The 12,966-nt window shown below is 29.9% G+C and carries 11 protein-coding genes; 5 read left to right on the forward strand and 6 right to left on the reverse strand.

All coding sequences use genetic code 11. From position 1 onward, the window contains the following. The 3 genes from MRZ80_RS06960 to MRZ80_RS06970 form a co-directional block, all read left to right on the forward strand. The coding region (locus MRZ80_RS06960; protein ID WP_292537700.1) for a type I restriction-modification system subunit M at positions 1-1,141 on the forward strand (1,141 nt) is incomplete at its 5' end. A gap of 19 nt (positions 1,142-1,160) precedes the next feature. Next, positions 1,161-1,799: a hypothetical protein gene (locus MRZ80_RS06965; protein WP_292537702.1), complete on the forward strand. Its 639-nt coding sequence runs from the start codon at positions 1,161-1,163 to the stop codon at positions 1,797-1,799. A 151-nt stretch (positions 1,800-1,950) separates the two neighbouring features. Beyond that, complete coding sequence (locus tag MRZ80_RS06970; RefSeq protein ID WP_292537704.1) at positions 1,951-2,760, forward strand: hypothetical protein; 810 nt, start codon at positions 1,951-1,953, stop codon at positions 2,758-2,760. A 139-nt stretch (positions 2,761-2,899) separates the two neighbouring features. On the opposite strand, the gene MRZ80_RS06975 is transcribed toward MRZ80_RS06970, so the two are convergent. The 5 genes from MRZ80_RS06975 to MRZ80_RS06995 all read right to left on the reverse strand — a co-directional run bounded on the left by MRZ80_RS06975 (position 2,900) and on the right by MRZ80_RS06995 (position 9,362). Further along, positions 2,900-4,870, reverse strand: a complete 1,971-nt coding sequence (locus tag MRZ80_RS06975; RefSeq protein WP_292537705.1) for a cation:proton antiporter — start codon at positions 4,868-4,870, stop codon at positions 2,900-2,902. Between the two features lie 191 nt (positions 4,871-5,061). Continuing rightward, positions 5,062-5,901, reverse strand: coding sequence for a hypothetical protein (locus tag MRZ80_RS06980; protein ID WP_292537707.1), 840 nt, complete (start codon positions 5,899-5,901; stop codon positions 5,062-5,064). A gap of 443 nt (positions 5,902-6,344) precedes the next feature. Next, entirely contained in the window at positions 6,345-6,683 is a 339-nt protein-coding gene (locus MRZ80_RS06985; protein WP_292537709.1) for a P-II family nitrogen regulator, read from the reverse strand. 21 nt (positions 6,684-6,704) lie between these two features. Next, entirely contained in the window at positions 6,705-7,928 is a 1,224-nt protein-coding gene (locus MRZ80_RS06990) for an ammonium transporter (protein ID WP_292537711.1), read from the reverse strand. 282 nt (positions 7,929-8,210) lie between these two features. After that, positions 8,211-9,362, reverse strand: a complete 1,152-nt coding sequence (locus tag MRZ80_RS06995) for an alanine--glyoxylate aminotransferase family protein (protein ID WP_292537713.1) — start codon at positions 9,360-9,362, stop codon at positions 8,211-8,213. A gap of 301 nt (positions 9,363-9,663) precedes the next feature. Between MRZ80_RS06995 and MRZ80_RS07000 the strand changes: the two genes are divergently transcribed. Next, the gene (locus MRZ80_RS07000) at positions 9,664-10,389 is read left to right on the forward strand and encodes a 6-hydroxymethylpterin diphosphokinase MptE-like protein (protein ID WP_292537715.1); all 726 of its coding nucleotides are present in this window, start codon (positions 9,664-9,666) and stop codon (positions 10,387-10,389) included. Between the two features lie 559 nt (positions 10,390-10,948). On the opposite strand, the gene MRZ80_RS07005 is transcribed toward MRZ80_RS07000, so the two are convergent. Further along, positions 10,949-12,046, reverse strand: a complete 1,098-nt coding sequence (locus MRZ80_RS07005) for a GTP-binding protein (RefSeq protein WP_292537717.1) — start codon at positions 12,044-12,046, stop codon at positions 10,949-10,951. Positions 12,047-12,488: 442 nt separating this feature from the next. Here MRZ80_RS07005 and MRZ80_RS07010 point away from each other — a divergent pair, with 442 nt between their 5' ends. Next, the gene (locus tag MRZ80_RS07010) at positions 12,489-12,773 is read left to right on the forward strand and encodes a hypothetical protein (RefSeq protein ID WP_292537718.1); all 285 of its coding nucleotides are present in this window, start codon (positions 12,489-12,491) and stop codon (positions 12,771-12,773) included. The last annotated feature ends 193 nt before the right edge of the window (positions 12,774-12,966 follow it).

Consider the following 12,966-nt stretch of genomic DNA (forward strand, 5'->3'; position numbering starts at 1 on the left):
TAGTAGTATTAATGAACGTACAAAGTCACTTAATGGTATTGTTAACTTAATTAATGATGTTAATTTTAAGTCTGATGATGGTAAGGATATTCTTGGTGAAATTTATGAATATCTTATTGGTCAGTTTGCAGCAAATGCTGGTAAGAAAGGTGGAGAATTCTATACACCACACCAGGTAAGTAATATTTTAGCAAAGATTGTTACAAGTGATGTTGATGCAAATGATGAAGCTTTCTATGTATATGATCCTACTATGGGTTCTGGTTCTCTTCTTTTAACTGTAGGACAACAACTTGATTGTGATGTTCCAATTAAGTATTATGGTCAGGAGAAAAATACCACTACATACAACCTTGCACGTATGAATCTTATGATGCACGATGTATCATATAAAAATATGGATCTTAGTAATGCAGATACTCTAGAGTCTGACTGGCCTAATGGAATTGATGAAAATTGTATTGATCAGCCACGTGTATTTGATGCTATTGTTGCAAATCCACCATATTCTCAGAAGTGGGATAATGATTCATCAAAACTTAAAGATCCAAGATTTTCAGATTATGGAAAGCTTGCACCTAAAAGTCGTGCAGATTATGCATTCCTTCTTCATAGTCTTTATCACTTAAATGAAACAGGTACAATGGCAATTATTCTACCTCATGGTGTACTCTTCCGTGGAGGAGCAGAAGAGAAAATTAGAAAAACTCTTATTGAAAAAAATTATCTTGACACTGTTCTTGGTGTTCCTGCAAATTTATTCTATGGTACAAGTATTCCTACTGTTATTCTTGTTCTTAGAAAAAATAGGCAAAATCGTGACATCTTATTTATTGATGCAAGTAAGGAATTTAAGAAAGGTAAAAATCAGAATGAACTAACAGATGAACATATTGATAAGATCATAAAAACATACAAGGATAGATGTGATGTTGATAAGTATGCTCATGTTGCAAGCTTTGATGAAATTGAGGAAAATGATTTTAACTTAAATATTCCACGTTATGTTGATACATTTGAAGAGGAAGAACCTATTGATCTTGATGAGGTTTTAGCAAATCTTAAAGAGGATGATGAAAAGATTGCAAAACTTGAAGATGAAATTAATGAACAACTAAAAATACTTGGAGTAATAAAATAATTTGAGGAGTGTGTTATATTTGGCAGATAGTTTAAAACTTGTATTAAAATGTATTGATAAGGATGGTTTTGGTAATCTTTATGCATTAAATCAGAAATTAGATGATGAAACACTTGAAACAGTTAAGGATTACTTCCATAACTACCAGCTTGAGGATTATAAGGATATTATGGAAATTGAGGGAAATCCTCGGGGTTGGATGTGTAAGGAATGTGATGTTGCTAAAGTTGAGGAAATTCTTGGAATTACTGACACTATTCAGAAACAAAAAGATACAATGGAAGCTCGTCAAAAAGAGGCAGATAAGCTTCGTGAAGTTAAAAATAAGGCAATGGATGAAATTGAAGCTGCATTTGCCGGTGCTATGCGTCCATCTAAATTCCTTAAAAAATTACTTAAAAAAGCTGATGTTGTATATGATCCACAGGATGTTTATTATACAGATCATGATGTAGGTGAAGGTCAGCTTTTCATTATTGATTATTCTGGTGGTTATATCTGGTATATTATTAATAATGGTCGTAAAGATGATGATTATGCACTTAATAATATTAAAACTGATGGGAAAGGTGCTGTTGGTTTTAGAGTAGAGTATTCAGACCATCTTCATGATCTTATTAAGATTGTTTCAAATGAAAATATCTATAAGGGTAAATAGATACTTCTATCCCTTATTCTACTTTTTTTTATATTACTACTATTTTGTGAATTAAATACTTTTTTTTACTACTAGTTATAAATGTATATATTAATTATTCAAATAAATTATAAAATTTTTTTTTAATTTATTATTTAGGGGAAAATTTTTTATGACTGATATTATTAAAAGAGCTGATGGTGAAGGTAAGATCTATTCAATAGATCCTAACAGTGAAAATAAAGTTTACAGTATGTCAATAGTTGAGATGCTTAAACAACATTATATGTACTTATATGATAGTATAATTGATGAGAAATATAAAATTTATGAAGATGAAGAATGTATGCTATTTAAGGAAATTGTACATATAGATGAAGTGGTAGGTTTTAGTGCATATAAAGGATCTGATGTTAACCAAACACAAACACTTGTACTTCAACATATCTATGTACTTCCAGAATATCGTGGAAATAATCTACTCATGAAAGATATCTATGATACAATATCACTAGGACGATACGTTTCAATTGAACTACCAACACATTTCATGGTAAATTCACTAATTGAAGCAGGTGTTGCAAAAGTATTTGACGATCGTTTTGTAATAAGTAAAGTACCATTTTCTGCACCACTACATAACTTCTCAGAAGAAGAAAAACAACATCTTAAAAAGGAATATAACATTCCAGATCCAACAGGAATTAGTCGTGAATCATCAATATATGATCTTAAATATTCAGCTATTGTATGTCCACCATTTGATGGATCAACACGTGCATATAATCCAGAAGATCCAACAACTAAGGCAGTTGAAGATGGATATATAAGCCAACCACTAGATGTTGATAATACCTACTTTGATGCTCAAAAAATAAGAGATGAAGATGGCGAACAATATACAAGCCAGTATTTTAAAAGACTTCAAGATACACTTCAAAATAACAATGAAGCAATACATGAATTCTTAAATGAAGAATAAATAAAAAAAAATAGTTTAAATGTTGGAAGTATTTAGTAAATTTAAGTAGTAGCATCTTCCAACATCTAATTAAATTAAAATCTTACTACTACCCTTTTCTTTTTTTATTATTACAAGTTTTTTTTTCTTAGTCTATATTTCATCTTTGTGAGGTGAATTTTTCAATATTATCTAATGATCCTTTAAAGATTATCACATCATCACAGCGGAGATTGAATGAATCATCAATTTTATGAATAATTTTCTTATCACGAATAACAGATATAGCACTAAGATTAAAGTCACTAAATTTGAAATCACCAAGATTTTCCTGACAATCTACACAGGTAGATTCAAGATATTCACCATCAGGTGTTTCAATAAAGTTACTATTCACATCACTAAAGCTTCTAAGTGTTGTGTAATGATCGCCTCTAAGTTCTTGAAGCAAGTCATTTACATCTTCAAGATCCTTATCATAATAGTCCATAATAAGACGGAACATCATAATACTTGTCTCAAATTCCTCAGGTATTACTTCATCTGCACCAGCATCATATAATTCATTAACATTTTTCACATACTTTGTACGTACAATTACATGAATATTAGGATTAAGTCTTTTTGCTGCATCTACAATCTGGATAAGATGATCAGATACAGATGTTGCAACAACAAGTACATTTGCAGATTTAACCTTTAATTCTTCAAGTACACTTTCTGAAAATCCATCACCATATATTATTGGTATGTTATTAAGTTGTCCTTTTTCAACAACTATAGGATCATTATCAACACAGATATATGGAACATCCATTTGCTGACATGAATATGCAATGTTTCGTCCTGTAAGACCATAACCTACAACTATTGTATGGTTTTCAAGGTCATCTGATATTTCATCATCAACAGTTTTAATTTCCTTAATTTCCTCACAACTTTTACCTTTAAGTTTAAGTTTATGATCTGCTTTTTTAAAGTATGGTATTTTCATAAGCATGTCACATACTGCTGGTGCATACTTTGTAAGTAGTGGTGTTAGTGACATTGTAATTATGCTTATTGTAAGGAATGTTGTAAATAATTCACTGCTTATTATTCCATAGCTTATTCCTTCACGTGCAAGTACAAATGAAAATTCCCCAATTTGGCTTAGTAGTATCGATATTGTAACTGTTGTATCAAGTGATAATTTAAGTGCACGTCCTGTGAGGAATGTTGCAATAAATTTAATTGCAATAATAAGAAGTGCCATTGCAACAATAATTACTATGTTTGATATGAAGTAATGTATGTCAATTAAAAATCCTATTGATATGAAAAATAGGCTCATAAATACATCCTGGAATGGTTGAATATAGCCTAGTGTCTGGTGGCTGAACTCTGTATTTGATATGATAAGTCCTGCAATAAATGCTCCAAGTTCTGGTGAAATTCCTAGATTTGATGTTGCAAATGTTGTACCAAGACATATGAATAATATGAGAAGCATAAATAAGTCACGATTCTTTGTTGATGCTGCCTCTTTAAGTGCATATGGTACGATATATTTACCCATTGCAACTATTATAATAACAAGTCCTAAGACATTTAGCAATGTTCTTGGAAGTGTTGAAATATCAATACTTTGTCCACCAAGAAGTGGTGTGAAAAGAAGTACTAATATAACTGCAATGTCCTGGAATATAAGAATACCCAGTGTAACTTTACCTTTAAGTGTATGGTTTAAACCATTTTTCTGTATTATCTTCATAACAATAGCTGTACTGCTGAAACATATTAAAAATCCCATGAAGATTGCACTATTAAGTGGGAATCCTAGGATAAATGTTATAACTGCTACTATTATTGTGGTTATTAAAACTTGTAGTACTCCACCAATTAAAGCATAATGTTTAATGGATGAAAACTTCTCTATTGAAAATTCAAGACCTATAATGAACAATAGAAATATTACACCTAATTCTGAAATTGCACTAATTAGATCTGTTGAATGCATAAAGAAATTTAATATTATACCAGTTAAAAATAAGCCTATCATGGATGGAAGTTTAAGTTTATTAAATATTAGTAATACTATGACTGCTGTTATAAGTACAACAGACATTAGTTTTAGTAGTTCTAAGTCCATGTTATTTCATCCGTAAAATAATAATTTCTCTATATTTTTAGTTAATTTTACTATGTACTATTTATGTTATTAGTTTTTTAAAAAACTTTTTAAATATAGTTTTAAGAAGTTAGAACTATTATTTTTAAGTTATATTTATTTAAATTAAATATTGATCAAAAAATATGAAAAAAAAAGAAAAAATGGGGGGATTAAGTGTTGTTGTTTGTTGTGTTATTTTTCACTTTTGATGTGGAATTACTAACTGGATCTGGAGCTTCATCAAGTATAGCACCACCAGCTACAGCACCAGTTTGTGCATCAATTTCAACATATCCAACAATTGTACCACCTTTAATGAAGTTATAAAGGTAATAAGTTTTACCATCGGAAACATCACTTGAATGATATACAGGTGATATACCTTGAAGTACAGGACTACTACTTGCCCATTTTTGAGCTTTAACTAATCCTTCAGTTATTGAAATTGTTTTAGTTGTATTATTTCCACTAGGTGTTACGTTTGTACCGTTTGTACCATTTCCACTAGGTGTTATGTTAGTACCATTTGTACCATTAGCACCTGGTGTTGTATTAGTTCCATTTCCACTACTATTTCCACTACCGTTTCCACTTGGTGTAGTGTTGGTTCCATTTCCACCTGGTGTTATGTTTCCACTTCCACCACTATGGCCTCCACTACCTTGTGATGATCCACCACTACTGCTACCACTACCTCTTTTAGAACTTTGCTGTTGTGCAGGATTTACTATTGAATCTACACTATATGCAGGATAGTTATAAGGTAGTTTAAGTGAATTTTGTGAATCTCCAGCACCTTGTGCTTGTTGTGAATCAGCAACACCTTGAGATTGTTGTGCATCACCTGCACCTTCTGATCCTGATGGATTTACATCACTTTCAACAGGTGTATTTTCAGTTAATGCTTTACTAAATGCTGTTACTCCATCTGAAACTTGATCATGATATGTTCCAGTTACAACACCAATAAGAGCAACAACTAAAACTGCTAATATAATCTTATTATCCAACTTTATACACCCTCCTATTAAATTATATTTTCTAATATAATGTTTTAATTTTTGTTATTTAAATACAATTCTATAATATCTATGTACTAATTTAAGAGATTTTAGAAAATAGTTAATTATAAGTTAAATAAGATTTAATAAGATAGTTTTAAGTTCTAGATAAATTTCTAAAAAAAAATAAAATAAGAGAGAGGAGGTCAAGGGATGGATTAAATCAAGGGTGGTTAAATTTTTTTTATGGATTAAGTTTTTTTTGATATAATTCCTTTTTAAAGTATATTTTTTATATGAATTGTTATGGAATAATTATTTCAAGTTATTGCCTGATTTGAAATAAAAAAATATTTTCTAATACTTATTAGAAATAATGTGTGGGGTTATAAGAAACCCCGTTGGTTATGAAACCATTATAGTAGAAAGGGATTTTATAGGAGGTAAAGCCCCTAGATAGCTTTATCTCCCACTTCACCAGTTCTAATTCTTACTACTTGTTCAACATCTGTTACGAAGATCTTACCGTCTCCAACATGTCCTGTTTTTGCTGCTTCTACTATTGCATCAATTACACTTTGAACATTATCAGATGATACTACGATTTCAATCTTCACTTTTGGTAGTAAGTCAATTCTGTATTTTGTTCCACGGTAGCTTTCTTCAACTCCTAGCTGATTTCCTCTACCTTTTACATCTGTAATTGTAATTCCGTTACAATTAATTTTTTCTAGTGCAGTTTTCACTGCATCTAATCTTTCGTTTCTTATTATGGCTGTGATTCGTTTCATGATAAATCAAATCCTTTTAATTTATACTCTGTAACCAAGTTCTTCATGTTCGTTAACATCAAGACCTTCGATTTCACTTTTCTCTTCAACTCTAAGTCCCATAGTTTTATCAAGTACTTTAGCAATTACATATGTTACTATGAATGAGTATACTGCAACTGCTACAATACTTATTATTTGTATTACGAGTTGATTAGGGTTTCCATATAATAATCCTGCTGCTCCATTAATTGCTGGACATGCAAATACTCCTGTAAGTATTGCTCCCCATGTTCCTGAAAGACCGTGTACACCGAATGAATCGAGTGCATCGTCGTATCCAAATTTTGGTTTGAGGTATGAGATTGCAAAGTAGGATACAAATGATGTTGTAAATCCTATTACTATTGATGCTGCTACATCTACAAATCCTGCTGCAGGTGTAATTGCTACAAGTCCTGCTACAGCTCCTGTGATTGCACCAAGTACTGTTGGTTTTCCTGTTTTTAATATATCGATTATCATCCAAGATATCATTGCAGCTGCTGCTGCTGTGTTTGTTGTTATGAATGCGTTTGCTGCAAGTCCATTTGCTCCGAGTGCTGATCCTCCGTTGAATCCGAACCATCCGAACCATAGGAGTGCTGCACCTATAACTGCATATCCAAGGTTATGTGGAAGTAATCTTGTATCTTTCCTTTTTCCGAGTACCAGTATTAATGCCAGTGCTGCTATACCTGAGTTAAGGTGTACTACTGCTCCTCCTGCGAAGTCTAATGCTCCGAGTTGCATGAGCCATCCTCCACCCCATACCCAGTGTGCGATTGGTATGTATACGAGTGTAATCCATATTGCTACAAAAGCAATCCATGCTTTTGCTTTCATTCTTCCTGCTACTGCTCCTGATATTAATGCAACTGTAATTGCTGCAAATGTTGCTTGGAATACTACGAATAATAGTTCTGGAATTCCTGTATCAGGATGTAACATATCTATTCCGATTCCTTGTAAGAATAGATTTACTGGTGTTCCTATTAGACCACCTATCGTTGCCCCGAATGAGAATTGATAACCATAGCAGACCCATATGACTGCTGCGATTGCGAATCCCACTAGTGACATGAACATTGTGTTAAGTACATTTTTCTTCTTACTCATTCCACCATAGAATAGAGCTAGTCCTGGAAGTGTCATTAGCATAACTAGTGCTGCTGATATTAAAATCCAGGCTGTATCACCTGTGTTTAGTAACGTTTCTGCTACCACTTATAAATCCTCCTGTTTTATTTAAGATAAGTTAATAAAATTTAATCAAATTTTAATTTTTTCATTTGGTTTTTCTCTTTTAATGTTGTTTTTTTGTTTTTTGAAAAAATTATTTTTATATTTATTTTTTAATCGGAAGTAGGAAATATACTTCCGTTACTAATAGTTTAATGTACATACTATATAAAGGTTTCGTATAACTATGAAAAAATAATTAAAAAATAGAAAAATTAAGTAAAAAATAAAAAAAATAAGAAAAAAAGTTAAAATTAATTTAACTTTCTAGTTTTTGAGATATACTTCTTCAAGTGCAGCTACTCCAGCTCCAGTTTCAAATTCGAAACCAAACTCTTTAAGAGTCATTTCAAGACATGTGAATGTTGCAGATAATTCGAAAAGACCTGTAAGACCCATGTGTCCAATTCTGAATACATTACCTTTAAGGTGATCTTGTCCACCTGCAAGTTCAATGTTGTATTTGTTTCTCATTGTACCACGGAGTTGATCATCAGTTACACCTTCAGGCATTTTAATAGCTGTAAGTGTGTTTGAATAATCTCCTTCATTAGCAAATAATTCTAAACCTAAAGCTTGAGCTGCAGCACGTGTTGCTTCAGCACCAACATGGTGACGTTTAATACGTGCATCGAGTCCTTCTTCAAGTACCATAGTTAATGCTTCTTTCATAGCATATGTCATTGATACATTAGGTGTGTATGGAGTTTGTGCTGGTTGTTTTTCTCCACTTTTTTTCATTTTTAATAAGTCAAGATAGTATCTTGGTGAATTTGTTTTTTCAATAACATTCCATGCATCATCATTAACTGTAATAGCAGCCATTCCAGGTGGTGCTGCAATACATTTTTGTGATCCTGTAAGACAAATATCAAGTCCATAATCTTGTACTTTTACATTGTCCCCTGCAAGTGAGGATACTGTGTCAACAACAAATAATGTATCATAATCTTTCATTATTTCTCCAACTTCTTTAATTGGGTTTACAACAGCTGTTGAACTTTCATTATGTACAAGTGTTAATGCTTTTGCATCATCGTTTTCTTCAACTACTCTTTTAACTTCAGCAGGATCCACTGCATGTCCCCATGGAACTGTGATTTCTATGGATTCTCCACCATATACTTCTGTTAATTGTTGTAATCTCTGACCGAATTTTCCACCAACTACGTTGATAACTTTGTCACCTTTTTCAACGATGTTAGCAATTGCTGCTTCCATAGCTGATGTTCCGGATCCTGTTAATAAGTATGATGGATTGTCTGTTTGAAATACATCAGACATCATTGCGGTTGTTTCACCTAAAATTTCACCATATTCTGCTCCTCTGTGATTTACAATAGGTTGACTCATTGCATCTAATACTCTTTTTGGAACAGTTGTTGGTCCTGGAATCATCAATAAAGTTGTATCATCCATTTGAAATATTCCTCCAAATAATATAATTTTTTTTCTATAAACGTTTATTTTTAAAAAAATTGTATAATAAAGTTAGTCTAAAATAAATAGTCTGCTTTATTTTTATTGGATTATAAAAATAATTTCCTAAAAAAAATAAAAAAATTATTTTCCTTTTTATTTCTTCCATATCTACTAAAAAAATAGCACTATCCTTTACTATAAACATTATTTATGTTTATACTTCTTAATAAAAATATTACTCTTAAAAAAGACAAATATCATTAACATCTAAAATAAAGTAATTTTTTTGTGATATAATATGTGTAATGATTATAATAACTGGAATATGTGGTATGAGAAAATATTAGATGATTTTAATTTTAGTCGGTGTGATGATGAGTATGTTGCATCGTTTCTTAATGATAAAATTTCAGAACTTCCACATTTTTCAATAGAAGATGTAGATGTCAAGGATAAGTCAATTGTATTTGGAGCAGGACCTTCAATTAAAAAACATATAACATACATTAAAGATAACTTTTCACTTAACAATTATAATTTAATTGCTGCTGATGGTACAACAGAGGCACTTATGGAGGAAGGGATAATTCCTGATATTATTGTAACAGACCTTGATGGAAAAATTGATAAAATAAAACAAGCAAATAAAAAAGGTTCAATATTGTATGTACATGCACATGGTGATAATCTTGATAAAATAAAGATGTATGTTGATGAATTAGAAAATATTATACCAACAACACAGGCAAAAAAGCATGGTTATCTTAAAAACTATGGTGGATTTACAGATGGTGATCGTGCATTACATATTGCAGTTTATGGGCTAAAGTCAACTGAAGTTATCATGGCTGGTATGGATTTTGGTAATGTGGTAACTCGTTATTCTCGACCAAATATAAAAGGTGATACTGGTTTTGCTGATGATTTTAAAAGATTAAAACTAGAGTATGCTGAAATTTTAACAAATTCACTTATTGAAAATAATTCTAATGTCAACTTTGTTAATCTTGTTGATATTGTCTAAAATAATTTCTATAAAAAAAAGAGTTTTCAGATTTTAAAAAGAATATAATTAAAATTGTGAGGAGTTATAATTTCTTAAAACATTTTTAATGGAATTATAAGTGATCACAATAATTATATGTTTTTGTGGGTATGCATTATAGTTTGTATGTTACTATTAATATAAAGTAACACATTTAAGGTTAATTTTTATTTAAATGTTGTAAAAATACTTTAAAAGTACAAAAATATACGAACTATATAATAAATTATACGGACATACAAATTTATTTTAAAATATTGCACAAAAATTATATGCCTAAAAAATAGTTAAATAATATCTGAAAATTTCTCTTTAAAAAAAGTCATTAAAAATAAAAATAATAAACAGTGACAAATTATAAAAATTTGATTTATCACTAGTTTTTTTAAATAATTAGTTTTGTGGGTACAAGTAATATTATCTCTAAACTAAAATATATAACATTCTACATATTAACTAAAAAATACATTAAATTCATTAAAAAAAAATTTAATAAAATTTAGAATATATAAAATATAATACTAATTTTTAATTAACACTACTTTTTAATAATAATTCTTACAACATCATGATCTTCAAGAACATGATCAAGTCCAACTTTTTGTCCAGGGAATTTAACAGAATCTCCCCAAACTTTAGCATACTTAAAGTTTTTAACAAAATCTCTGTGAAGCTTATGAGCAACATCCTCAATTGTAGATCCACGTCTAATAATTAAAGGCTCATCCATATCAGCCTTCTTACCCTGTGGTTTAAGATAAAGACGTATTAAATCTAAATCAACAAAGATTCTCTCTTTAAGCTCACTCATATTTATTCCAGCATTAGCAGAAACAAACAATGCATTAGGAAGTTTACGACGTACATCTTCAAGCTGCTCTTTTGTTGCAAGATCAATCTTATTTACAACAACAGTCATAGGAATATATGCACGGTTTGGCTCCATAGCATCAATAAATCTGTCAATTGTAACATCCTCACGAAGAACTACATCTGCACTGTGAATACCATACTGGCTGAGAATAGAATGAATAGTTTTCTCATCAAGATGTGTTAATTCAACAGTAGATACGATGTTAAGTCCACCCATTTTCTTTTTAGATACCTTTACATTAGGTTTCTTTTCATTAGGACGAACACCAATATTACGAACTTCATCTAAAATAACATCCATATGTTCAAGCTGGAATACATCAAGAACCATAATAATAAGATCAGCATTACGTGTTGCAGATAATATTTCACGACCCTTACCTTTACCTTTAGATGCACCTTTAATAATACCAGGAATATCTAAAATCTGAATATTAGCATCATCATATTCCATAATACCAGGAACAATATCAAGAGTTGTAAATTCATATGCACCAACTTTAGAATTTGCATTTGTAAGATAATTTAGAATTGTAGATTTTCCTACAGATGGAAATCCGAGAAGTACTGCTGTTGAATCTCCACTTTTACGTACAAGAAAACCTTCACCTTTAGTTGATGATGAATTACTTTTTTCAATTTTCTCTTTAAGCTGAGCAATTTGTGCTTTAAGTTTACCTATATGGTGTGATGTTGCCTTATTTTTCTGAGTCTTTTTAATTTCCTCTTCTATCTGTTTTATTCGATCCTCTGCTGCTGACATATTAATTTCACACTATTTGTTTTTATTGTTATCTGAAAAATATTTTCATTTTTTCGTGTTTTTTTCTTATCTTATAATCAAAAATATTTTATTTTATAATCTAACTCTTTATATTTATTTGTCTTTCATAATTAATATTATTTTATATAATCATTACACATAATAGGAAATTTAGTTTATATAAATAAACACATAATAGGAAATAAATTTTTTAATTTTAGATAATTATTTATATACATATAAATATAATATTTTGTATAGAGATTATGGCATTTTTATTAAGTTTTAATAAAACTTTTCAGAATAAAAAAGATAACTTTTCAAATAAATGTCTAAATTATTAGACAATTTTCAATAATGAACCAATATTTTGTATTGATTTTTTACAATATAGAAAAATTTGAAAATTTAGATATTTTTCTTTTAAAAGGGAGCCCATATAATGGTATATGAATTAACAATAGAAAAAGAATTAGAAGAAGAATTAAATGAATTAAAACGTATAAATATAAGAGAATACACAATACTACAAAAGAAATTCGAAGAAATGAAACTTCATGCATCAGTGATAGTAAATCATAAGGCAAAGTTCAATTCATTTGAAAAACCATTACAAGACTATAAATGGATTGAAATCAATGAAAAAATTCTTATATTTAAAGTAGATCCTAACGATCAAAATATTCACCTATGTGAATATCTACCAAAAGATGAAGTATTCCAATAGAAAAAAAAGAAATTTTTTTTTACTTAAAATTCTAAAAAAAGTAGTAAAAAAAGTATTATATAAATTCTCCACAAAAAATAAAATGAAAAAATAGAATTTCATTAAAAAAAGCTGAGAGAATAAAAAAAAGTATTAAGAGGAATAGATAATATCTAATCCTCCATCTTGCCCATCTAATTTTTTTTGAAAAAAA

It is taken from the genome of Methanosphaera sp., from assembly GCF_022768985.1.
In the GTDB taxonomy this organism is placed as follows: Archaea; Methanobacteriota; Methanobacteria; order Methanobacteriales; family Methanobacteriaceae; genus Methanosphaera.

Bases quoted from the DNA above. Each gene is read 5' to 3' on its own strand.
- MRZ80_RS07000 (WP_292537715.1), top strand. From the start codon at position 9,664: ATGTGTAATGATTATAATAACTGGAATATGTGGTATGAGAAAATATTA.
- MRZ80_RS06985 (WP_292537709.1), bottom strand. From the start codon at position 6,683: ATGAAACGAATCACAGCCATAATAAGAAACGAAAGATTAGATGCAGTG.
- MRZ80_RS06975 (WP_292537705.1), bottom strand. From the start codon at position 4,870: ATGGACTTAGAACTACTAAAACTAATGTCTGTTGTACTTATAACAGCA.
- MRZ80_RS06995 (WP_292537713.1), bottom strand. From the start codon at position 9,362: ATGGATGATACAACTTTATTGATGATTCCAGGACCAACAACTGTTCCA.
- MRZ80_RS06970 (WP_292537704.1), top strand. From the start codon at position 1,951: ATGACTGATATTATTAAAAGAGCTGATGGTGAAGGTAAGATCTATTCA.
- MRZ80_RS07005 (WP_292537717.1), bottom strand. From the start codon at position 12,046: ATGTCAGCAGCAGAGGATCGAATAAAACAGATAGAAGAGGAAATTAAA.
- MRZ80_RS07010 (WP_292537718.1), top strand. From the start codon at position 12,489: ATGGTATATGAATTAACAATAGAAAAAGAATTAGAAGAAGAATTAAAT.